General features: G+C 74.0%; 20 protein-coding genes and 6 tRNA genes. 16 read left to right on the plus strand and 10 right to left on the minus strand.

The features are described from left to right. Nucleotides 1-10 precede the first annotated feature (10 nt). From AB0J57_RS25855 to AB0J57_RS25880, 6 genes are all read left to right on the plus strand, one after another. Nucleotides 11-871, plus strand: coding sequence for a MetQ/NlpA family ABC transporter substrate-binding protein (locus tag AB0J57_RS25855; RefSeq protein ID WP_366130673.1), 861 nt, complete (start codon nucleotides 11-13; stop codon nucleotides 869-871). 162 nt (nucleotides 872-1033) lie between these two features. Continuing rightward, the gene (locus AB0J57_RS25860) at nucleotides 1034-1681 is read left to right on the plus strand and encodes a GNAT family N-acetyltransferase (protein WP_366130674.1); all 648 of its coding nucleotides are present in this window, start codon (nucleotides 1034-1036) and stop codon (nucleotides 1679-1681) included. Between the two features lie 63 nt (nucleotides 1682-1744). Continuing rightward, entirely contained in the window at nucleotides 1745-2953 is a 1209-nt protein-coding gene (cbiE, locus tag AB0J57_RS25865; RefSeq protein WP_366130675.1) for a precorrin-6y C5,15-methyltransferase (decarboxylating) subunit CbiE, read from the plus strand. Between the two features lie 306 nt (nucleotides 2954-3259). Continuing rightward, entirely contained in the window at nucleotides 3260-6661 is a 3402-nt protein-coding gene (gene cobT / locus AB0J57_RS25870) for a nicotinate-nucleotide--dimethylbenzimidazole phosphoribosyltransferase (RefSeq protein WP_366130676.1), read from the plus strand. Nucleotides 6662-6991: 330 nt separating this feature from the next. Continuing rightward, the gene (gene cobA / locus AB0J57_RS25875) at nucleotides 6992-8224 is read left to right on the plus strand and encodes a uroporphyrinogen-III C-methyltransferase (RefSeq protein WP_366130677.1); all 1233 of its coding nucleotides are present in this window, start codon (nucleotides 6992-6994) and stop codon (nucleotides 8222-8224) included. 40 nt (nucleotides 8225-8264) lie between these two features. Further along, nucleotides 8265-9083, plus strand: a complete 819-nt coding sequence (locus AB0J57_RS25880) for an RNA methyltransferase (RefSeq protein ID WP_366130678.1) — start codon at nucleotides 8265-8267, stop codon at nucleotides 9081-9083. A 7-nt stretch (nucleotides 9084-9090) separates the two neighbouring features. Here AB0J57_RS25880 and AB0J57_RS25885 read toward each other — a convergent pair whose 3' ends face one another. Continuing rightward, nucleotides 9091-10281: a serine/threonine-protein kinase gene (locus tag AB0J57_RS25885; RefSeq protein ID WP_366130679.1), complete on the minus strand. Its 1191-nt coding sequence runs from the start codon at nucleotides 10279-10281 to the stop codon at nucleotides 9091-9093. Between the two features lie 492 nt (nucleotides 10282-10773). On the opposite strand from AB0J57_RS25885, the gene AB0J57_RS25890 reads away from it, so the two are divergent. From AB0J57_RS25890 to AB0J57_RS25900, 3 genes are all read left to right on the plus strand, one after another. After that, nucleotides 10774-10953 carry a hypothetical protein gene (locus tag AB0J57_RS25890; RefSeq protein ID WP_084897469.1) on the plus strand — a complete coding sequence of 60 codons (180 nt, stop codon included), beginning with the start codon at nucleotides 10774-10776 and terminating at the stop codon, nucleotides 10951-10953. Between the two features lie 395 nt (nucleotides 10954-11348). Then, nucleotides 11349-12308, plus strand: a complete 960-nt coding sequence (locus AB0J57_RS25895) for an aminoglycoside phosphotransferase family protein (protein WP_366130680.1) — start codon at nucleotides 11349-11351, stop codon at nucleotides 12306-12308. 40 nt (nucleotides 12309-12348) lie between these two features. After that, nucleotides 12349-12609 (plus strand): zf-TFIIB domain-containing protein, encoded by a 261-nt coding sequence (locus AB0J57_RS25900; protein WP_366130681.1) that lies wholly within the window; start codon nucleotides 12349-12351, stop codon nucleotides 12607-12609. Nucleotides 12610-12666: 57 nt separating this feature from the next. On the opposite strand, the gene AB0J57_RS25905 is transcribed toward AB0J57_RS25900, so the two are convergent. From AB0J57_RS25905 to AB0J57_RS25925, 5 genes are all read right to left on the minus strand, one after another. Then, nucleotides 12667-12738 (minus strand) — tRNA-Val (locus tag AB0J57_RS25905). A 34-nt stretch (nucleotides 12739-12772) separates the two neighbouring features. Then, nucleotides 12773-12844, minus strand: a tRNA-Val gene (locus AB0J57_RS25910). Between the two features lie 19 nt (nucleotides 12845-12863). Continuing rightward, a tRNA-Val gene (locus AB0J57_RS25915) sits at nucleotides 12864-12935 on the minus strand. A gap of 1 nt (nucleotide 12936) precedes the next feature. Then, nucleotides 12937-13010 (minus strand) — tRNA-Cys (locus AB0J57_RS25920). A gap of 36 nt (nucleotides 13011-13046) precedes the next feature. Continuing rightward, nucleotides 13047-13119: transfer RNA gene (locus tag AB0J57_RS25925), tRNA-Gly, on the minus strand. Between the two features lie 167 nt (nucleotides 13120-13286). Here AB0J57_RS25925 and AB0J57_RS25930 point away from each other — a divergent pair. From AB0J57_RS25930 to AB0J57_RS25940, 3 genes are read left to right on the plus strand one after another with little or no spacing between them, the layout of a single operon-like run. Next, nucleotides 13287-14342, plus strand: a complete 1056-nt coding sequence (locus AB0J57_RS25930) for a chorismate-binding protein (protein WP_366130682.1) — start codon at nucleotides 13287-13289, stop codon at nucleotides 14340-14342. After that, a complete protein-coding gene (locus AB0J57_RS25935) occupies nucleotides 14339-15151 on the plus strand; it encodes an aminodeoxychorismate lyase (RefSeq protein ID WP_366130683.1) in 813 nt (270 codons plus the stop codon). The genes AB0J57_RS25930 and AB0J57_RS25935 overlap by 4 nt, the downstream gene beginning before the upstream one ends. Before the next feature lie 33 nt (nucleotides 15152-15184). Next, nucleotides 15185-16024 (plus strand): GNAT family N-acetyltransferase, encoded by an 840-nt coding sequence (locus AB0J57_RS25940; protein ID WP_366130684.1) that lies wholly within the window; start codon nucleotides 15185-15187, stop codon nucleotides 16022-16024. A gap of 76 nt (nucleotides 16025-16100) precedes the next feature. Here AB0J57_RS25940 and AB0J57_RS25945 read toward each other — a convergent pair whose 3' ends face one another. Further along, nucleotides 16101-16634 carry a DsbA family protein gene (locus AB0J57_RS25945; RefSeq protein ID WP_366130685.1) on the minus strand — a complete coding sequence of 178 codons (534 nt, stop codon included), beginning with the start codon at nucleotides 16632-16634 and terminating at the stop codon, nucleotides 16101-16103. Nucleotides 16635-16805: 171 nt separating this feature from the next. On the opposite strand from AB0J57_RS25945, the gene AB0J57_RS25950 reads away from it, so the two are divergent. Next, the gene (locus AB0J57_RS25950; RefSeq protein ID WP_366130686.1) at nucleotides 16806-17231 is read left to right on the plus strand and encodes a hypothetical protein; all 426 of its coding nucleotides are present in this window, start codon (nucleotides 16806-16808) and stop codon (nucleotides 17229-17231) included. Between the two features lie 90 nt (nucleotides 17232-17321). Further along, the gene (locus AB0J57_RS25955) at nucleotides 17322-17498 is read left to right on the plus strand and encodes a hypothetical protein (protein WP_366130838.1); all 177 of its coding nucleotides are present in this window, start codon (nucleotides 17322-17324) and stop codon (nucleotides 17496-17498) included. A gap of 20 nt (nucleotides 17499-17518) precedes the next feature. On the opposite strand, the gene AB0J57_RS25960 is transcribed toward AB0J57_RS25955, so the two are convergent. Both AB0J57_RS25960 and AB0J57_RS25965 read right to left on the minus strand, forming a co-directional pair. Further along, nucleotides 17519-18079 carry a CGNR zinc finger domain-containing protein gene (locus AB0J57_RS25960; protein WP_366130687.1) on the minus strand — a complete coding sequence of 187 codons (561 nt, stop codon included), beginning with the start codon at nucleotides 18077-18079 and terminating at the stop codon, nucleotides 17519-17521. A gap of 252 nt (nucleotides 18080-18331) precedes the next feature. Beyond that, nucleotides 18332-18745, minus strand: a complete 414-nt coding sequence (locus AB0J57_RS25965) for an SsgA family sporulation/cell division regulator (protein ID WP_003959770.1) — start codon at nucleotides 18743-18745, stop codon at nucleotides 18332-18334. A 190-nt stretch (nucleotides 18746-18935) separates the two neighbouring features. Between AB0J57_RS25965 and AB0J57_RS25970 the strand changes: the two genes are divergently transcribed. Both AB0J57_RS25970 and AB0J57_RS25975 read left to right on the plus strand, forming a co-directional pair. Next, on the plus strand, nucleotides 18936-19394 hold the full coding sequence (locus AB0J57_RS25970) for a TIGR02611 family protein (protein ID WP_366130688.1): 459 nt from the start codon (nucleotides 18936-18938) through the stop codon (nucleotides 19392-19394). A 67-nt stretch (nucleotides 19395-19461) separates the two neighbouring features. Beyond that, nucleotides 19462-19536 (plus strand) — tRNA-Val (locus AB0J57_RS25975). A gap of 50 nt (nucleotides 19537-19586) precedes the next feature. On the opposite strand, the gene AB0J57_RS25980 is transcribed toward AB0J57_RS25975, so the two are convergent. Further along, nucleotides 19587-21881: a hypothetical protein gene (locus AB0J57_RS25980; protein WP_366130689.1), complete on the minus strand. Its 2295-nt coding sequence runs from the start codon at nucleotides 21879-21881 to the stop codon at nucleotides 19587-19589. Between the last annotated feature and the right edge of the window lie 80 nt (nucleotides 21882-21961).

The raw sequence follows: 21961 nt of genomic DNA on the forward strand, positions 1-21961 counted from the left end.
GGCACTTTTCGTGCGTAAGAACATCAAGCTCACCGGCGCCTTCGCCACCATCACCGCGCTCGCCCTCGGCCTGACCGCCTGCGGCACGGCCTCCGACCCGTCCTCGAAGTCCGAGGGCGGCAAGGCCGACGCGTCCGCGCCGCTCGTCGTCGCCGCGTCCCCGACGCCGCACGCCGACATCCTCACCTACGTCAAGGACAACCTGGCCGAGAAGGCCGGCCTGAAGCTGGAGGTGAAGGAGTTCACGGACTACGTCCTGCCGAACACCGCCACCCAGAGCGGCCAGGTCGACGCCAACTACTTCCAGCACAAGCCGTACCTGGACGACTTCAACAAGAAGAACAACACCACCATCGTCCCGGTCGTCAACGTCCACCTGGAGCCCCTCGGCCTCTACTCCAAGAAGCTGAAGTCCCTGAAGGACCTCAAGGCCGGCCAGACCGTCGCCGTCCCCAACGACACCACCAACGGCGGCCGCGCGCTCAAGCTGCTCGCCGACAACGGCGTCATCACCCTCAAGGACGGCGTCGGCGCCAACGGCAAACTGTCCGACATCAAGGACAAGAAGGGCCTGGAGTTCAAGGAGCTGGAGGCCGCCACCGTGCCCCGAGCCCTGAACGACGTCGACGCCGCCGTCATCAACGGCAACTACGCCATCGAGGCCAAGCTCAGCCCCGCCAAGGACGCCCTCGCCCTGGAGAAGGCCGAAGGCAACCCGTACGCCAACTTCCTCGCCGTGAAGAAGGGCAACGAGAAGGACGCGCGCGTGCAGAAGCTCGCCAAGCTCCTCAACTCGCCCGAGGTGAAGAAGTACATCGAGGACACCTACAAGGACGGCTCCATCGTCCCCGCCTTCGGCGCGGTGAAGTAACCGCGGCGAAGTAAGCAGCCTCCTCAAGGGCCAGGCCCCGCGCACCCCGTCCGGTGCGCGGGGCCTCTCGCGTATCGACGTATCCGTACCGACCCGGCCATGCACACCGGCGACTGCATGCTGCATGCTGTGCGTTCACGGCCTTTACGGACGGTCCCCGGCATGGAGCTGCGCATGACTACCACCTTTCCGGACATCTCCATCAGCACGGAACGGTTGGTGCTGCGCCCCTACGAGGAGTCGGACATCCCCGCGCACACCGAGATGATGAACGACGAGATGGTCGTCGCCTGGACCTCCGTACCGCACCCGTACACCACCGCCGACGCCGAGGAGTGGGTGCGCAGGATCGCTCCTTCGGAGCGCACCGAGGGGCGCGGCGTCGTCCTCGCCGTCACCGAGTTCCTCACCCAGCGACTCGTCGGCACCATCCACCTCCGCAACACCAACTGGCGCACCCGCGCCACCGAAGTCGCCTACGTCACCGCCCCCTGGGCCCGCGGCGAGGGATACGCCACCGAATCCGTCCTCGCCGTCGCTCAATGGCTCTTCCGCGACCAGCGCTTCGAACGCCTCGAACTGCGCACCGCCGCCGACAACACCGCCTCCCAGCAGGTCGCCCAGAAGATCGGCTGTATCAGCGAAGGCGTGCTGCGCAACGCCTGGATAGCGCGCACCCAGACGGAGGACGGCGGCTGGACCGACATCCGGACCGACCTGATCGTGTGGAGCCTGCTCCCCGAGGACCTCGAAGGCGCCGCCGACCAGTTCACCGACGCCGGATACTCCTCGTTCACCGACTGGAACTGACACCCGGTACGCTCACGAGCACTCCACCCCGACCTGCACCAACACTCCAGGAGACAGACGAAGATGGCCGACCGGGTCACGGTGATCGGCTGGGACGGCTCGCCCCTCACCGCGGCCGCCAGGTCCGCCCTCTCGGCCGCCACCCTGGTGGCCGGAGCCGGCCACCACCTGGCGCTCCCGGAAATCCCGCCCGCCGCCGAACGCATCCGCCTCGGCAGCGTCGACCTCGCCGCCCGCCGCATCGCCGCCCACCGCGGCACCGCCGTCGTCCTCGCCGACGGCGACCCCGGCTTCTTCGGCGTCGTCCGCACCCTGCGCGCACCCCAGCACGGCCTGGAGGTCGAAGTGGTGCCCGCCGTCTCCTCCGTCGCCGCCGCCTTCGCCCGCGCCGGAATGCCCTGGGACGACGCCCAGATCGTCGTCGCCCACAGCCGTACGCTGCGCCGCGCCGTCAACGTGTGCCGGGCCCACCCGAAGGTCGCCGTGCTCACCTCCCCGGGCGCCGGACCCGCCGAACTCGCCCTCCTCCTCGACGGTGTCCACCGCACCTTCGTCATCTGCGAGGAACTCGGCACCGAGCGCGAGCAGGTCACCGTCCTCACCTCCGACAAGGCCGCCGACCACACCTGGCGGGACCCCAACGTCGTCATCGTCATCGGCGGGTCCGCGACGGCGGCGCAGGGCGGGGGCTGGCTGATGGGCCGCGACCCCGGAGCGGTACGCGGCTGGGGGCTGCCCGCGCACGCGTACGGCGGCGACCTCCGCACCGGCGAGTCGGCCGAGCTCCGCGCCGCCCAGCTCGCCCGCCTCGGCCCGCGCACCGGCGACCTCGTCTGGGACATCGGCTGTGGCGCCGGGGCGCTGGCCGTGGAGGCCGCGCGGTTCGGCGCGGCCGTGATCGCCGTCGACGAGGACCCGGCCGCGTGCGCCCGCACCGAGGCCGCCGCGCGCCACTTCGGCGTCCAGGTCCAGACCGTGGCGGGCCGCGCGCCGCACGTGCTGGAGCGGCTGCCGGAGCCCGACGTCGTACGCGTCGGGGGCGGGGGAGTGGCCGTCGTCGCCGCCTGCGCGGACCGCCGCCCCGAGCGGATCGTCGCGCACGCCACCACCCGGGACGAGGCGGAGGCCATCGGCGCGGCGCTCACGGACGGCGGGTACACGGTCGAGTGCGCGCTCCTCCAGTCCGTCGAACTCGACCCCGGCGCCTGGACGGAACGCGACCGCTCGGTCGTCTTCCTGCTGTCCGGACACAGGTCGGCGCCCTCCCCGTGACCATGTCACTACGGGACGGAAGGTAGGCTGGCCGATCGTTGTACCGCAGCCGGGCGTTCGGCGGTTTCTTCGCCAATGTCCGGAAAAAGGGACCCCTTTGAGGGGTGAGATGTGGTACAGCGCTACCGGGGGGTTGCGCAACGTGGCGCAGTCCACAGCCGACGGTGGCGGATCACGCTGCCACGGCGGCCGAAGGCCGCGACAATACGTGATGTCCGCGTGCCGTTCGTGCCGCGCGGCGCGCACGCTCGTTCTTGTTGGCGGGCGACGGTCTGAAGGAGCACAACCGATGGGCGAGGGGTACGCATGACTGACACCGGCCAGGTCCCGGGCGAGGGGCAGCCGGAGAGCGCGGGCATGGTGGAGCAGCCGGGCATCCCCGCTCCGGGTGCGTACACCTTCCTCGACCCCTCCGAGAACGCTGCCGAGGACGACGACCTGCTGCTGATGCCGGGGTCGCAGGGAGCCTGGAGCGAGCCGCACGCCGGCGTCGCCCCGGCCCCCGCGCCGATGGCGATGCCCCCGACGGCCTCCGCACCGGTGGACCCGGTCGGCGCGGCGATCGTCGCCGAGCAGCAGGCGCAGCAGGCCGCCCAGCAGGCACAGCAGGCCCAGCCCGTGTACGAGCCGGTCGTGCAGCCCCAGCCGGTCGTGCACGAGCAGGCCGTGCCGGCCGCGCAGGAGCAGGCCGTGCAGGAGCAGGCCGCTCCCGTGTACGAGCAGTCCGCCGTCCACGAGGTGGCCGCGCACGAGGCCGGCGTCCACGAGGCCGGAGCGCACGAGGCCGGTGGCCGTGACTCCGGATCGGTCGACCTGACCGGCGTACGGATGCCGGAACCGGCCACCGCGCCGGTGCCCGAGCAGCCCGTGCACGCCCAGGCCCAGGCCCCGGCATCCGTCCCGGCCCCGGCACGGCGCCCGCTCCACATGGGCCCCCCGGTGCCCGACGCCTCGGCCGGGGTCGTCCGCTCGCTCGCCGACCGCGGGCCCGCCAACCCCGGTCCGGCGACCTCGGGTCCGGCGCCTTCGGGTCCGGCGACCTCCGGCGGCCTGGAGTACCTGGACGTGCCGCGCGAGGAGCCGGCGTCCGCGCTGCCCGGCCCCCAGCTCGGCGAGCTCCCGCCGCAGAGCCCGGAGCCGTGGTCACAGCAGCCACAGCCGCCCCAGATGCCGCAGCCTGTCGCAGCAGAAACGGTCGTTCCGGAACCGGCGCCCGCGCCCGCCGCGCAGTTCGTCCCGGTCGAGGGCTCCGTCCCGACCACCCCGCACCTCGCCCCCACGCCGCCCGCACCGGATCCCGCTCCCGAACCGGTCACCGAACCGGCCCCGGAACCGGTCGCCGTCGCCCCGGAGCCCGCCCCGGAGGCCGCCGTGACCGTCCCGGCCCCCCGCGACGGCGGCTCCCCGGCCCCGGCGGAGCAGGCCCCGGAGCCCGCCGCCCAGCCCGTCGAGGCCCAGCCCGTCGAGGCCCAGGCCGAGCCGGTGGCCCCCGAGCCGGTGACCGAGCAGCCGGTGCCCGCCGAGCCCGTGGCCGCCGAGCCGGTTCCCGCCGAGCCCGTGCCCGCCGAGGCCACCGCCCCCGAGCAGCCGGTGGCCGAACAGCCCGTGCCCGCCGAACAGCCGGTTCCCGCCGAACCCGTTGTTGCCGCGCCGGTGGCCGCCGAGCAGCCCGTGGTCGCCGAGCAGCCCGTGCCCGCCGAGCCCGTCGCCGCGCCCGAGCAGGCCGAGCCCGAGCAGCCCGCACCCGCGCCCGAGCAGCCGGTCCAGGCCGAGCCCGTACCCGTGCCCGCGCAGCCCACGGCGCCCGAGGAGCCGGTGGCCGACCAGCCGGTGGCCGAGGAGCCGGTGGCTGCCGAGTCCGAGCCCGCGCCCGTGCCCGTCGCGGAGCAGCAGCAGCCCGAGATCCTGGAGGCGGACGCCACCGAGCAGCCCGCCGCCACGGACGACGCCACCGAGGCGGCCGCCCCGGAGCCCGGCGCCCCGGCCCCCGCCTACGACGACGTCGAGCGCGAGGCCGTGCTCCGCGTCATGCGCGAGCGCCGTGACATCCGTAACGGCTTCCGCAGCGACCCGATCCCGCACGAGGTCCTCCTCCGCGTCCTGGAAGCTGCCCACACGGCACCGTCCGTCGGCCACTCGCAGCCCTGGGACTTCGTCGTCATCCGTTCCGCCGAGACCCGGCGCACGATGCACGAACTCGCCCAGCGCCAGCGCGAGGCGTACGCCAAGTCGCTGCCCAAGGGCCGGGCCAAGCAGTTCAAGGAACTGAAGATCGAGGCGATCCTCGACACCCCGGTCAACATCGTCGTCACCGCCGACCCCACGCGCGGCGGCCGGCACACCCTGGGCCGCCACACCCAGCCGCAGATGGCGCCGTACTCCTCCGCGCTCGCCGTCGAGAACCTGTGGCTCGCCGCCCGCGCCGAGGGCCTCGGCGTCGGCTGGGTCAGCTTCTTCGACGAGCGTGAGATGGTCCGCGCCCTCGGTCTGCCCGAGCACCTCGAAGTCGTCGCGTACCTGTGCGTGGGTTACGTCGACGAGTTCCCGGAGGAGCCCGAGCTGATGCAGGCGGGCTGGTCCAAGCGCCGCCCGCTGTCCTGGGTCGTCCACGAGGAGACGTACGGCCGCCGTGCCCTGCCCGGCGAGGAGCCGCACGACCTGCTCCAGGAGACGGTCTCCAACATCCGCCCGCTCGACGCGAAGGCGCTCGGCGAGGCGTGGGAGCGGCAGAAGCGCATGACGAAGCCCGCCGGGGCGCTCGGCATGCTGGAGATCATCTCCGCCCAGCTCTCCGGTCTGTCCCGGATGTGTCCGCCGCCGATCCCGGAGCCCGCCGCCGTGGCGATCTTCGCGGGTGACCACGGCGTCCACGCCCAGGGCGTCACCGCCTGGCCGCAGGAGGTGACGGCCCAGATGGTCGCCAACTTCCTGGGCGGCGGCGCGGTCTGCAACGCGTTCGCCAACCAGGTCGGCGCCGAGGTCTGCGTCATCGACGTGGGCGTCGCCGGCGACCTGCCCGCCACGCCCGGCCTCCTGCCGCGCAAGGTACGCCCCGGCACCGCCGACTTCACCACCGGCCCCGCGCTCAGCCACGAGGAGGTCCTCGCCGCGATCGAGGTGGGCATCGAGACCGCCCGCGACCTGGTCGCCGCGGGCAACAAGGCGCTGCTCACCGGCGAGATGGGCATCGCGAACACCACCGTGTCCGCCGCGCTGATCTCCGTCTACACGGACGTCGACCCGGCGGAGGTCACCGGCCGGGGCACGGGCATCAACGACGAGATGCACGCCCGCAAGGTGGACGTCGTCCGGCGCGGGCTGGACCTCCACCAGCCGGACCCGGCCGACCCCATCGGCGTCCTCGCGGCCGTCGGCGGCCTGGAGCACGCGGCGCTCGTCGGCTTCATCCTGGGCGGCGCGTCGCTGCGTACGCCGGTCGTCCTCGACGGCGTCAGCGCGGGTGCCGCGGCCCTCGTGGCCCGCGCCATCGCGCCCGAGTCCCTGGCGGCCTGCATCGCCGGCCACCGCAGCGCCGAACCCGGCCACGTCGCCGCCCTCAACAAGCTGGGCCTCCGCCCCCTGGTCGACCTCGACCTCCGCCTCGGTGAGGGCACCGGCGCCCTGCTCGCCCTCCCGGTCATCCAGAGCGCCGCCCGCGCCATGCACGAGGTGGCCACGTTCGACTCGGCGGGCGTCACGGAGAAGTAGCCCCCGGCGGTGGTGCCCGCGTCGCGCGATGCGGGCCCGCCGTGCGGTGGGGCCCGTGCCGGTGCGCGGCGGCGCGCGAGTTGCCCAAGCGGCGGGAGCCGCCCGTGCGGGGCGCGGCCCGTGCCGCCGGCGCGGCGCGAAGCTGCCGCGGCCCGGGGTGCGGGGGCGTCAGCCCCCCCCGCAACCCCTCCGCACCGCGCCCCCGACGCACCGCACCGTAAGGTGGTCGCAAGCGCCCCACCGCCGCTCCACCCCCCGCCCCACCAGCCGCTTCACCGTCGCAGCGGCCCCGCACACCGCACCACCGCCTCGCCGAGGAGCCGCACCGCCATGGCCGAGTACGCCGAGCACCCCGCCTACCCCGTCGGACTGCGCCTGACCGGGCGCCGCGTCGTCGTCATCGGCGGCGGACAGGTCGCCCAGCGCCGCCTCCCCGCGCTCATCGCGGCCGGCGCCGACATCACCCTGGTCTCCCCGTCCGCGACGCCGTCCGTCGAGGCCATGGCGGAGGCGGGCGAGATCACCTGGGTCAGGCGCCGGTACGAGGACGGGGACCTGGCCGATGCCTGGTACGCCCTGATCGCGTCCACCGACCCCGAGGCCAACGCCCGCGCCTCCGCCGAGGCCGAGCGCCACCGCGTCTGGTGCGTACGCTCCGACGACGCCGAGGCGGCCACCGCCTGGACCCCGGCGACCGGCCGCAGCGAGGGTGTCACGGTCGCCGTGCTGACCGGCCACGACCCGCGCCGTTCCGCCGCCGTGCGGGACGCGATCGTCGAGGGGCTGCGCGACGGCTCCATCGCGGCGCCGCACCACCGCACCCGTACCCCCTTCGTCGCCCTGGTCGGCGGCGGCCCCGGCGACCCGGACCTGATCACCGTGCGCGGCCGTCGGCTGCTCGCCGAGGCGGACGTGGTCATCGCGGACCGCCTCGGCCCCCGCGACCTGCTCGACGAACTGCCGCCGCACGTCGAGGTGATCGACGCGGCGAAGATCCCGTACGGCCGGTTCATGGCGCAGGAGGCCATCAACAACGCCCTCATCGAGCACGCCAAGGCCGGCAAGTCCGTGGTCCGCCTCAAGGGCGGCGACCCGTTCGTGTTCGGCCGGGGCATGGAGGAGGCCCAGGCGCTGGCCGAGGCGGGCATCGCCTGCACGGTCGTGCCCGGCATCTCCAGCTCGATCAGCGTCCCGGGCGCGGCCGGCATCCCGGTCACCCACCGGGGCGTGGCGCACGAGTTCACGGTGGTCAGCGGCCACGTCGCCCCCGACGACCCGCGCTCGCTCGTCGACTGGGCGTCGCTCGCCAAACTGACCGGCACCCTCGTCATCCTCATGGGCGTCGACAAGATCGGGGCGATCGCCGAGGCGCTGGTGGCCCACGGCAAGGCCCCCGACACGCCCCTCGCACTGATCCAGGAGGGCACGACGGCCTCCCAGCGGCGCGTGGACGCGACGCTCGCCACCGTGGCCGAGCGGGTCAGGGCGGAGGACGTGCGCCCGCCCGCCGTGATCGTCATCGGCCCGGTCGTCGCCGAGGGCCCGCACAAGAGCACCGACTGACACCGTTGGCACCCCACACCGGACAAGGCAGTATCACCCTGTGGCCGATCTCATCACCATCGACGACCCCGACGACCCGCGCCTGCGCGACTACACGGGCCTGACCGACGTCGAACTGCGCCGCAAGCGCGAACCCGCCGAGGGCCTGTTCATCGCCGAGGGCGAGAAGGTCATCCGCCGCGCCAGGCAGGCCGGGTACGAGATGCGCTCGATGCTGCTGTCGGCCAAGTGGGTCGACGTCATGCGCGACGTCATCGACGAGGTCCCGGCGCCCGTGTACGCGGTGACGCCGGACCTCGCCGAACGCGTCACCGGCTACCACGTCCACCGCGGCGCGCTCGCCTCCATGCAGCGCAAGCCGCTGCCCACGGCGGACGAACTGCTCACCGACGCCCGCCGGGTGGTCGTCATGGAGGGCGTGAACGACCACACCAACATCGGTGCCATCTTCCGCAGCGCCGCCGCCCTCGGCATGGACGCGGTCCTGCTGTCCCCGGACTGCGCGGACCCGCTCTACCGCCGGTCGGTGAAGGTCTCGATGGGCGCCGTCTTCTCCGTCCCGTACGCCCGCCTCGAAACCTGGCCCCGGGGCCTGGAGGCGGTACGGGAGGCGGGCTTCAAACTGCTCGCGCTGACGCCAGACGAGAAGGCCACCAGCATCGACGCGGCGGCCCCGCACCGCCTGGAGCGGGTCGCCCTGATGCTGGGCGCGGAGGGGGAGGGACTGTCCGCCAAGGCGCTGATGGCGGCCGACGAGTGGGTGCGCATCCCGATGGCGCACGGCGTCGACTCGCTCAACGTGGGCGCGGCGGCCGCCGTCGCGTTCTACGCGGTGGCCACCGGGCGCCCCGAGTCCTGACCGGCCGCTATCCCTGAAGGCCCTGCGCGGCCGCGATGCCCAGCAGCACGATCAGCGTCACGACCACGAAGACGAAGATCCGCTGGCGCAGCAGCCGGGGGTTCGCCGGCCGGCGCGCGCCGCCCGCCCCTGTACGCACACCCGCGCCGGTGCCGGGCCGGGACGCCGTACGGCCGCCGCCACCCGTCCGCGACGGCGGGCGTGACGGATTGCGCGGCGACGAGGTGCGCGGAGCCTGCGCGCCACGCGCCCCGGGGGCGGGGGTGCGCCCCTGGGTGGTGCGTTCCGTGTAGCGCTCGGTCAGCCGTCCCGTGGGGCGGTCGTCCAGGGGCCTGGCGGCCGGACGCGGCGCCGGCGGCCGGCCGTCGGACAGCCCCTGCGCCTCCCGCGCGGCGATCTCCTTGAGCCGCATGGACAGTTGCAGCGTGCTGGGACGTTCCTCCGGGTCCTTGGCGAGACAGGCCCGTACGAGCGGGGCGAGCGCGTCCGGTACGCCGTGGAGCTGCGGCTCCTCGTGCACCACCCGGTAGAGCATGACCTCGGAACTGCCGTGCCCGAACGGCGAGTCCGCCATGGCCGCGTACGCCAGCGTCGCGCCCAGCGCGAACACGTCCGTCGCCGGGGTCACCGCCGCGCCCCGCACCTGCTCGGGCGCGAGGAAGCCGGGCGAGCCCACCGCCGTACCCACGTGGGTGAGCGTGGACGCGCCGGTCGCCCAGGCGATGCCGAAGTCGATGATCCGCGGGCCCTTGGGGGACAGGAGGATGTTCGACGGCTTCAGGTCCCGGTGGACCACCCCGGCCTCGTGGACGGCCACCAGGCCCTCGGAGAGCGCGGCGCCGATGGCGGCCACGTCGGCCGCCGACAGGGGGCCCTCCTCGGCGACCTTGTCGTGCAGCGACGGCCCGGGTACGTACTGGGTGGCGAACCAGGGCCGGTCCGCCTCCAGGTCGGCCGCGACCAGCCGTGCCGTGCACCCGCCGCGGATCCGCCGCGCGGCGGACACCTCGCGCGCGAAGCGCGACCTGAACTCCTGGTCCTCGGCGAGATCCGGCCGGATCACCTTCAGGGCCACCCGCTGCCCGCGCCGGTCGGACCCGAGGTACACGACCCCCATCCCGCCCGCGCCGAGCCGCCGGTGAAGCCTGAATGAGCCGACGACACGCGGATCCTCGCGCCGGAGCCGCATCATCGCCATGTCCGTCCCCTACCTACGGTGGGGAGGCCCCACCCCGCTACACCGGTGTCCGTTTGACGTGGCACAGCTTACGTACCCACGCCCCGACGCGCTCATAGGCCGCGCCCTCGCGGGCCGATCGATTGTCAGTGCCGGTCGGCCCTCGCGACCGGCTCGCTGCCCCAATCTCCCCTCGCTGAAGGGGGATTGATCCTCCGCCGGGTGCGGCGGTACGGGGAGACGCGGTGGACGTGAGGGACGTCACCCACCCCGTCACGCGCCCCGCAGGGCCCTAAAGCCCCTCCGGGAAGACCCTCACACCCGGTGCCGAGTCTCCACCCAGGGGAGTACGCCATCCGGTGCCGGCTCATCCTCGCGGAGGCCCGCCAATGGGTACGCGGGCATGACGACCGGGGGCCGCCGCTTCCCTAATGTTGAGGTCAAGCGGCGGGTGCAGCACTCGTCCCCCGAGGTCAGACACCCGCCGCTGCTGGACATGAGAGGAGAGGAGCCATGGCGGACACGGCAACGCGGACGATGATCCGCACGCAGGGTCGCACGTCGGGACGTCGTCACCCACTGGTGGCCACGGCCATGGTTCTCCCTCTGGCCGCGCTCCTGGTGGTCGTCTTCGGCGGCTGGGAAGCAGTGGTCACACAGGCGTCGTCCGTGGGCGTGATGCTGGGGCGCTGAGCGGCGCCCCAGGCCCGGGAGAGCGGCCCGGGTCGGGGACATCCGGCCAACAACCCCGTGGGGACGGGGGTGCGGCGGACGGCAAGCGGTGGCCGGCGGCTGGGGAGCCGCCGGCCACCGCTTTGTCTTCTTGGCGGCCGCTCGGGGCGCCGCGCCGGCCACTGCCGGTGGGTGGGGGCGTGGCCCCTCCGGGCTCACCTCCTCGAGGCCGGCGGCCTCGGGCGCCAGTAAAGGAAGCCCGCCCTTCGCCCCCGCAGCCGATCGGCGGCGGGAAGCGGTGACGAAGCCGCTTGGGCACCCCGCCGACGGCGAGGAAGTGAGCCCGGAGGGGCCCCGACCCTGGCCCACTACCCGCGCCATCACCGGAGGTCGGCGCGGACCCGTAGGGTCGGGGCGTGCAGCAGGAGATCGAACCACTCGTGCGGGAGCTCGGCGCCGTCGCCCGGCGCGCCGCGCACGCCGACGTGCCGTGCCGGGCGTGCGGCGACACCGGCACCGTTCTGGCCCACCGCCCCGACGGCACCGTCGTCCGCCACGGTGGAGCCGTCGCCAAGGCGCACGCCCCGGACACCGAGGCCGCCGCCCACCGCGCCCGGCTCGCCGTCGCCGCCCACCCGCGCCTCGCCGGGGTCCTCCTGCCGCCCCTCCCGGTGACCGCGCCGGGGGTGCACGGCCGGCCGGTCACCGCCTGGCCTTACGGCAGCCCCGTGGACCCCGGCGACCCGGACGCCGCCCCCTGGGAGGAGGCCGCCGCCCTGCTCGCCCGCCTCCACTCCGTACCGCCCGCCGAGCTGCCCGGGCCGCTCCCGCCCATGCGCGGCCCCGCCAAGGCGGCCCGGGCGGTGGCGCGCATGCGGGCGGCCGGGCCCCATCCGGCGGCCGCGCCGGTGCTGGCCGCCTGGCAGGGGCTGCCCGCCTGGGCCCGCGACGAGGCGCCCGGCCCGGGTACGGCGGTCTGCCACGGCGACCTGCACCTCGGCCAGCTCGTCCGCCACCCGGCGCGCACGGGCCCCTGGCTGCTCATCGATGTGGACGACCTCGGCCTCGGCGACCCCGCCTGGGACCTGGCCCGGCCCGCCGCCTGGTACGCGGCCGGGCTGCTGGCGTCCGGGGTGTGGGACCGGTTCCTCGGCGCCTACAGGGCGGCGGGCGGTCCGGCCGTACCCGCCGGCGGGGACCCCTGGCCCCGGCTGGACGTGCCGGCCCGCGCGCTGACCGTCCAGACGGCCGCACTGGCCATCGCCAAGAGCACCGCCGAGGAGCGGGAGTTGGACGAGGTCGAGCTGAGCGTCGTGGAAGCTTGTACCAGAATCGCGACACTCCCACCCGAGTTGGACGCGGTGCCTCCGTCGTAGGGTGATGACACCATCCGAACGGCGAGGAGTTGAGCCGAGCATGCAGTGTCCCAAGTGCCATGCCCCCATGCACACCTACAACCGCAATGGCGTCCAGATCGAGCAGTGCAGCGGCTGCCGGGGGATCTTCCTGGACTTCGGCGAGCTGGAGGCGCTGACCCGCCTGGAGTCGCAGTGGGTCCAGCAGGCCCCGCCCGCGCCGCCGGCCCCGCACGCCCCCGCCTGGGGTGCTCCGCAGCACGGGCACCACGGGCACCACGGCCACCGCCGCAGCTTCGGACGGATGCTCTTCTCCTCCTGAGCGGGGGCAGCACGACGGAGCCCCGGTCGCGAGCTGCGACCGGGGCTCCGGATCATGTGGACGATACTGGGATTGAACCAGTGACCTCTTCCGTGTCAGGGAAGCGCTCTCCCGCTGAGCTAATCGTCCTCGGGACCATGATCCAAAGATCATGGGCACTGCGTGCGCGATACTGGGATTGAACCAGTGACCTCTTCCGTGTCAGGGAAGCGCTCTCCCGCTGAGCTAATCGCGCGGGGGATCCGAAGATCCAGTGGACGATACTGGGATTGAACCAGTGACCTCTTCCGTGTCAGGGAAGCGCTCTCCCGCTGAGCTAATCGTCCTTGGAGGTGGAGACGGGATTTGAACCCGTGTAGACGGCTTTGCAGGCCGTTGCCTCGCCTCTCGGCCACTCCACCAGGAGTGCAGGGGTTCGGGAATGATCCCCCACTTCGAGCGGACGACGAGATTCGAACTCGCGACCCTCACCTTGGCAAGGTGATGCTCTACCAACTGAGCCACGTCCGCTTGTCGTTTCCGTTTCGCTTCCGCGTCCCGGCGACGTGTTGAACTCTAGCGGATTCCTGGGCCAGTACAAAAACGCGTTTGCCCAGCGTGCTGCGCCGACCCCGCTCCGCACCAGGTCCGGAGCAGGTCCGCGCGGTCCCGCCCGCCCCGGCCATAGACTCGCATCCGTGCACGACCTCGCTCCTCTGGCCCGCTTCGGCGGCCTCGTCGCAACCGACCTGCGGGATGTCACCAGTGACCCCGAGGCCCTGGACTCCGCCGGCTTCTGGGCCGTGTGCGCGGACTTCGAGGGCCGTCTGACCTGCGCCCGCTTCGGTGACGTCCGGCCCGAGCCGGTGCCCGCGCCCGTCCCCGGTGCATGGCGCGGGCCCGCCGCCGGTGACTGGACGTCCTCGCTCGACCGCGAGGCGTACATCGCCGGCGTACGCAGGATCCGTGAGCACATCGCGGCCGGCGAGGTGTACCAGGCGAACCTCTGCCGGGTGCTGTCCGCGCCGCTGCCGGACCCGGCCGCCGATGTGGACGCGCTGACCGCGCTCCTCGCGCGCGGCAACCCGGCTCCCTATGCCGGAACGATTCGCCTGCCGGCCCACGGAGTGGAGATCGCCACCGCGTCGCCCGAGCTGTACCTGCGGCGCGACGGCTCCACCGTCGAGTCCGGCCCCATCAAGGGCACCGGCAGGACCGCCCAGGACCTCCTGGAGAAGGACCGCGCCGAGAACGTGATGATCGTCGACCTGGTCCGCAACGACCTGGGGCGGGTCTGTGCCACCGGTTCCGTCACCGTGCCGGAGCTGTGCGCGGTCGAGCCCCACCCCGGCCTGGTCCACCTGGTCTCCACCGTGCGCGGCGAGCTGGCCCCCGGGGCGGGCTGGAGCGCGCTGCTGGACGCCACCTTCCCGCCCGGCTCGGTCACCGGCGCGCCCAAGTCCAGCGCCCTGAAGATCATCGACGCGCTGGAGACCGCCCCCCGGGGCCCCTACTGCGGCGGCATCGGCTGGGTCGACGCCGACCGCCGCACCGGAGAGCTGGCGGTCGGCATACGCACCTTCTGGATCGACCGCAGGGAAGGGGGAGGAGTCCTTCGCTTCGGCACCGGCGCCGGCATCACCTGGGGCTCCGATCCCGAGCGCGAGTGGGACGAGACGGAACTGAAGGCCTCCCGGCTGCTCGCGGTGGCGTCGGGAACGTACGAGGCGAGCGGAAGGACCATCCGGAAATGAAGCTGTGGGTCAACGGCGGGCTGCGCGACACGGAATCCGCCAGGGTCTCCGTACTGGACCACGGCCTGACCGTGGGCGACGGCGTCTTCGAGACGCTCAAGACGGTGGAGGGCCGGCCCTTCGCGATGGACCTCCACCTCGACCGGCTCACCCGGTCCGCCCGCGGCCTCGGCCTGCCCGACCCCGACCTCGACGAGGTGCGCCGGGCCTGCGCCGCCGTGCTGGAGGCCAACCCCGTGCCGCGTGGCCGGCTGCGGATCACCTACACCGGAGGGATCTCCCCGCTCGGCTCCGACCGCGGCGACGCCGGACCGACCCTCGTCGTCGCGCTCGGCGAGGCCGGACCCCGCGCCGACAGCACGGCCGTGATCACCGTCCCCTGGACCCGCAACGAGCGCAGCGCCCTGGCCGGACTCAAGACCACCTCGTACGCCGAGAACGTCATCGCCCTCGCCAAGGCCCACGAACAGGGGGCCAGCGAGGCGCTGTTCGCCAACACCACCGGCCGGCTCTGCGAGGGCACCGGCTCCAACGTCTTCGTCGTCCTGGACGGCCAGCTCCACACCCCGCCGCTCACCTCCGGCTGCCTCGCCGGCATCACCCGGGCCCTGACCGTCGAATGGACCGGCGCCCAGGAGACCGACCTGCCGATGGACGTGCTGGAGCGGGCCGACGAGATCTTCCTGACCTCCAGCCTCCGTGACGTCCAGGCCGTGCACCGCGTCGACGGGCGCGAGCTGCCCGGCGCCCCGGGGCCGGTCACCGCCAAGGCCATGCGGATCTTCGCGGAGCGTGCGGCGCAGATGTGAGCACGCGGTCGCGGGGTGGGTAGAAGAGTTCCGATGACCACCACCCTGCGGCCGGCCGAGCCGCTCCAGCAGACCCCCGACGGCGCCCGGTCGCGCGTCTACGACGTCTGTGTGAACAGCCGCCGCGTGGGCGCCGTCGAGATCGGCACCGTGCCCGGGACCGGGCGGCCCGCCGGGGTGATCCGGTCCCTCCGCATCGACGAGCCGGACCGGCGGCGCGGGCGCGGCACCGTGGCCGCGCTCGCCGCCGAGGAGGTGCTGCGCGGCTGGGGCTGCGACCAGGTGACCCTCTCCGTACCGGCCGACGCCACGGTCGCGCTGCGCATGGCGACCGCACTCGGCTACACCGAACGCAGCCGCGACATGGCCAAGGACCTCGCCGGCCCGCCCCCCGAACTGCCCGCGCATGTCGAGGTGCGGCCCATGACGGAGGCGGAGTACCGGGAGTGGGAGGCGCGGTCCACGGAGGGCTTCGCGCGCAGTTGGGCCGAGCACGGCGTACCGGAGGAGCAGGCCACGGCGAAGGCCGAGGCCAGCCGCCGCCGGCACCTGCCCGACGGGCTCGCCACCGAGGGCGCCGCGTTCCACGTCGCCGTGCGGGACGGCACGCCCGTCGGTCACCTGTGGACCGGCCGCCTGGTAGAGGCCCCCGGCGAACGGATCGCGTTCGTGTACGACATCGCCGTCGCCGACGACCAGCGCGGCAAGGGCTACGGGCGCGCCCTGATGCTGCTCGCCGAGCGGATCGCCCTGGCGGCGGGCGAGCACCGGATCGGCCTGCACGTCTTCGCGGACAACACCCCGGCCCTCCGGCTCTACGAGTCGCTCGGCTACCGAACGACGCGGATCCGCTGCTTCAAGCCGCTGCTCTAGCGGGTCTCCGGGCGAGGGAGGGCTGAGGCTCGGAGCCCCGCCCCGGAGCCGGTCTCAAAGCCGCCCCGAGCGGAGCTCAGAGCCGGCCTTCCGGCTCGGCCAGGAGTCGGTCGGCGATCTCCTCGACGCGCTCGCGGAGGCCCTGCTGGCTCTTGCCGCCGTCCAGGCGTTCGCCACCGATGACGTACGTCGGGGTGCCGGTGACGCCGATCGCCTTGCCCTCCGCCTGGTCGGCGTCCACGATCAGCAGGTGCCGGCCGTCGATGAGCGCGGTGTCGAACTCCTCGGCGTCCAGGCCCAGTTCCCGTGCCGTGTCGATCAGCACCGGTTCCCCCTTGGCCGCCAGTTCCTCGGTCCTGGCCAGTACCGCCTCCGCGTACGGCCAGCCCTTGCCCTGTGCGATCGCCTCCTCGGCGGCCTGCGCGGCGGCGTAGGCGTGCTTGTGCTTCTCCAGCGGGAAGTGCCGCAGCCGTACCTCCAGCCGGTCTCCGTACCGGGCGCGCAGCGCGCGCAGGTCCTCCAGGGCGGCGTGGCAGTCGGGGCACTGGAGCTCGCACCAGACGTCGAGGACGACGGGCGTGGCGGTGCCGTCGGTCGTGGAGTCGTTCATGGGGGCAGTCTTCCAGCAGGACGGCCGGCGCCCCAACCGGGACCTGGGGAGGAGGCGGCCCCGGAGATGTCCCGGAGATCTTCCCGGGGCCGGCCGGCACCATGGCCGCCGCGTGGCCGCGCGGTGCAGGATGGAAGGGACGTACCGCCCGACGCCCGCCAGGAGGACCGGATGCTTGCCGAGACGATTTGCTCCGCCGTGTCCGCGGCGGGCCTGGGCATCGCGGCGATCACCGCGTACCGCAGGAGGTTCCTCGCCGCCGCCCGTATCGCCGCGTACGCGCTGGTGCCGGTCGGGCTGGTGATGACCGGTGCCGTGGAGTGGCTGGCGGAGACCGCCTTCAGCCCGGTGGCATGGGCCGGGTTCGGGGTCCTGGGCGTCGCCTGGCTGCTGTTCATGACGACCCGGGCCGTCGAGCGGCGCCGGGGCGGCACCCCGCGAAAGGACCGGAGGGAGCGCAAGGGCCGTCAGGAGGGTCGCCCGGCGGTCGAGCCTTCGGCGTCCGCGCCTTCGCTGGGCGCCGGTGAGCGCGCCACGGCGAAGCCCGCCGACGACTTCAGCGACATCGAGGCCATCCTGAAGAAGCACGGCATCTGAGCCGTCGCCCGGGACCGCCGGGCCACGGGATGGGGTGAACTCCCCTGCCGATCATGCCGGTTCACCGCTCACGGGGCCGCGCGCTGCGCCATGATCGGCACCGAGATGCTGGAAACCTCGCGGGAGTCTTCCCCCGCCCCCGAAGAAGTGACCGAGGAGCGGCGCGGATGCCTGTTCGCGCTCTCCCAGCCGCCGCTGATGATCTTCCTGGCGGTGATCGGCTGCCTGCTGCTGATGGCCGCCGTGCACGATCTGTTCGTGCTGTGAGCGCGGGCTGAGGCGCCCGCTCAGCCGGCCGCCGCCTCCTTGCGGCGCGCCCGGTACGCCGCCACATGGAGCCGGTTACCGCAGGTACGGCTGTCGCAGTAGCGGCGCGAGCGGTTGCGGGACAGGTCGACGAAGGCCCGCCCGCAGTCCGGCGCCTCGCAGCGGCGCAGCCGGTCCTGCTCGCCGGCCACCACGATGAAGGCCAGCGCCATGCCGCAGTCGGCCGCCAGGTGGTCGGCGACCGACGCGCCGGGCGCGAAGTAGTGCACGTGCCAGTCGTAGCCGTCGTGGTCGGTGAGCTGGGGCGTGGTGCCCGCGGCGGCGACGAGCTGGTTGATCAGCTCGGCCGCGGTACGCGCGTCGGGCGCCGAGAACACGTCGGCGAATCGTTTTCGTACGTCGCGTACGGCCCGCAGATCCTGCTCGCCGAGCTGACCGACACCGCTGACGTCATGGCTCCGTACGAAGGCGTACAGCGCCGCCACGTCCCTGAGACCGTCGCCCCGTCCGCCTTCGGGCGCGGTGTTCATCAGGTCGACGACGGTGTCGAGCGCGATCCGGGTGTCGTGAGGGATCAGCACGATTCGCTCCCTGGGCTGCCGCGGGCGGGTGCCCGCCGGATTGCGCCGACTCTAGCGGCTCGTCGTCGAGGGACCCTGGGCAGCGGTGGGGGGGGGCGCCGGGCAGCCGGAACGCGTCGGCGCCGTCACCGCGGGTGGTTGCCGCGGTGACGGCGCCGGTGTCGCCGTATCCGGCCGCTCACGGCCGCAAGAGCTCTCCGCGCGGCGCCGTCGCCCCGAGTCGGACGGCGCCGTGCGGTCGGCGGCCTGGCCTCAGCTTTCGGCCAGGATGTGCGAGAGCTCCGTGTCGAGATCGAAATGACGATGCTCGGTGCCCGGCGGCACCGCGGCGTCGGTCCGCTTCAGGAACGACTCCAGGGCGCGCGCCGGCGCCTCCAGCAGGGCTTCGCCCTCCGGGGAGCTCAGCGCGATGCAGACGACGCCCTGGCCGTGGCTGCGGGACGGCCAGACTCTGACGTCGCCGGTGCCTGTGGGGCGGTGGAGCCCTTCGGCGAGAAGGTCGCGGGCGAACACCCACTCGACCGTCTCCTCGGCTCCGGTGTGGAAGGTGGCGTGCACGGCATAGGGATCGGCCGTGTCATACCGCAGGCCCGCCGGTACAGGCAGTGAGGACTCGCTCGACACAACGAGGCGCAGGTGCAGCTCGCAGCTGACCGTGGTGTTCATAAGCGCCAGGGCCTTTCGCTCAGTGTGCGCTCGGGGATTCGCACGTCGGCGAAATCGACATGCCACCTACGGTGCCGTTGTAAACCCCTCTGTCTGTTTTGTGGCCCTTGAGGTACCTCGTATGGCGGTGTGCAAGCGGCGGTTATGCGTCCATTCCGGTGTCCGGCTCGCGTCGGGTAGGTTGGGCCTTATGAACGCGGAGAGTGACGAGCGGGAGAAGGTCACCCCATCGGTGACCGCGGCACCCGCCACGGGGGACGTGACGGAAGAGGTGACCGCCGAACCGCCACTGGGTTCGCGGGCGCCCGAGTTCATCAAGGCACGCCGGACGCTCCACCTGAGCTGGCAGGTCGGCGTGTTCCTGGTCGGCCTGGCGGTCGTGGCCGCCGGCGCCGCCATGCTGGTGCTGCCGGGACCCGGCTGGGTCGTGATATTCGGCGGCATGGCGATCTGGGCGACCGAGTTCGTCTGGGCGCAGTTGGTCCTCCGCTGGACGAAGCGGAAAGTGACCGAGGCGGCGCAGCGGGCACTCGACCCGAAGGTGCGGCGGCGCAACATCATCCTGACCACGGTTGGGCTGGTGATCATGGCGGCGCTGGTAGGCGTGTACCTGTGGAAGTACGGGTTCGCCCTGCCCTGGAACATTTAGCGGTCCGCCGGCCCACCGAAGTGGTCAGGGGCACCTGCTGACATGCGGTAATGTTTGCGGTGCGCCCGGGCGATTAGCTCAGTGGGAGAGCGCTTCGTTCACACCGAAGAGGTCACTGGTTCGAACCCAGTATCGCCCACCACCCGGACCGAAGGCCCCGGAGACGACCAGTCTCCGGGGCCTTCGGCGTGCTCAGCGCATGCGGCCGACGCTGTCGCGGAGGCGCCGGGCGTCGCGCAGCCGATGCTCGTACGTCGCACCCACCGCGAGCAGCAGCAGACCGGCCAGCGCGGGCGGCAGCCAGCGGGGCAGCGCGCCGACCGCCTGGGCCACGTACGGCGCCAGTTCGTGCAGCGCGACCAGGGCGAGGACCGCGCCGCCCAGCAGCAGCGGCGCCTGGAGCCGCAGCCGGGCGCCGGTCAGCGTCACGGCGAGCGCCGCGAGCCCGAGCAGCAGCGGGCGCGGCCAGCCCGCGTCGCCCCACGCCGCGAGCAGGCTCGGCACCAGCGTCGCGGCCAGCCCCGGACCGTACGCCGTCCACGACGACGCCTCCCGGTCACGGCGCCTGCGCAGCACGCCCACGGCGAGCGCGGGCACCGTCACGGGCAGCGTGTACGCCTCCGGGGCGGACACCCCCGAGGCGGCCAGCCGCACCCAGGTCGCCGCCACGAACAGCGCCGTGGCCGTGTACCCGGCGGCGGGGCGCCGCTCCGGGCGAACGGCCGTGGCCGCCGCCACGACACCGCACAGGGCCAGCACGAGGGCCAGGACGGCCGGCCGGGCGGCCGCGAGCCCGGCCGCGAGGGCACCCGCCGCCGCGCCCGCCAGCTCGATGGGCACCGCCACCGGGTGGCGCCGCAAGCCCGTCCCGACAGCCGCGGTCGCCACCGGCACGGCCAGCAGCGCCACGCCGGTCAGGTGCACCGGCAGGTCCACCGCCCCGGCGACGGCGCCCACGAAGCCGGTCGCCGCCGCCACGGCCGCACAGGCCGCGACCGCCCGGCGCCTGCCGCCGCCGCTGTCGCTGCCGCCGCCCAGGACGGCCGCGCCCGCGAACAGCCCGCCGAGGACCCCGAGGACGGTCACCGCCGCCGCCTCCGTACCCCACGCACCGGCGGCCACGACCACCGCGCACAGCAGCGCCCCGCCCAGAGCCACATCACCCAGTACGTCCTGCCCCTCAGGCCCCACGGCCACCAGGGACGGGCGCACCGCCAGGGCCAGGAACCCGGCCGTCAGCAGGAGCTGCGCCCCCAGCGTGGCCCCGTACGGCAGGGCCAGGGCCTCGGGCAGGGCCATCGCCGCCGCCCAGGCCAGGGCGAGCACCCCGCCGCGCGCCGGCACCGACCGCACGCAGACCAGAACCCCGGCGACCGTCACCAGCACGGCCACCACCGGCCACGCGACGCCCGGCCGGACATCCGCCAGTGCGACCGCCACGTGCGGCAGCGCCCACACCACGGCCAGCCCTTGCACGCCCGCCGCCGCACCCGCCAGGCCCCGGCCCACCGCGCGCGGCACCCCGCCGCGTACCGCCACCGCGCACACCACCACCGCGACCAGCACGTACGCGGGCACCGTCCACGCCACGGGCGCCGCCTCCCGGACCAGCCCGCCGCCACCGGCCACCGCCACCAGCCCGGCCACCAGGGCCCACGCCTCCGCCGCGGCCGGCGCACGCCACGCCCCGTACAGCGCGAGCCCCGCCGCCACCAGCAGCAGCCCCGCCGGCTCGGCCCCGCCCCGCACCACCGAGAACCAGGCCGCGACCAGCGCCGCCGAGCCCCCCGTCGCACAGGCCGCCACGCACGCCACCACCCGGACCGGGGTGACCAGGCCCGCCCGCAGCGCCACCAGCACGTCGAGAACGGCCGTCGCCAGCAGCGCCCAGCACGCGGTCAGCGAGTCCGCGCCCGCCGCCACCGCACCCAGCGGCAACGGCAGTTGCCCGGCCGCCACCGCCACCGGCAGCGGCACCCGCAGCCCGCCGACCCCCGCCCCGTACCCCGCCCAGAGCGCCGCCAGCACCGCCGAGGCGACCGCCGCGTACCCCATCGCGTCCGTCTCGGGCAGCACCACCCGGTGCACGGCGTACGCGTCGAGCACCATCAGCAGCAGCCCCAGCGACGCCACCGCCTCCGCCGTCGAGCCCAACTTGCGGCGCAGCAGCACCACCGGCGCGGCCAGCGCCCCGGCCGTCACCACGGCGAGCACCGTCGCACGGCCACCGATGCCCATCCGGCCCCAGCTCACCAGCGTGAAGGCCACCGCGGCGACCGCCAACAGCACACCGCCCAGCGTCAGCAGCACGTTCTGCGCACTGCGCGGCGCCGTCTCCGCCACGGGGCGCGACGGAGTGACCGGTGTGCGCAGCACGCTCAGCAGCCACGCCCGGCGCGCCAGCAAATGCGACCGCCGGGCGTCCAGTTGAGCCAGCTCGCGATCCAGAACCACCAGCTCATCGGCCGGTGACAGTGCGTTGTCCATGAGCGGAGTGTGGGCCGCGCCACAACGCACGGCATGAGCGTAGGTACTCAGATGACGCATGAGTACGCGCGGGCGGCGCA

The sequence above is a fragment of the Streptomyces sp. NPDC049837 genome (assembly GCF_040674455.1).
In the GTDB taxonomy this organism is placed as follows: domain Bacteria; phylum Actinomycetota; class Actinomycetes; order Streptomycetales; family Streptomycetaceae; genus Streptomyces.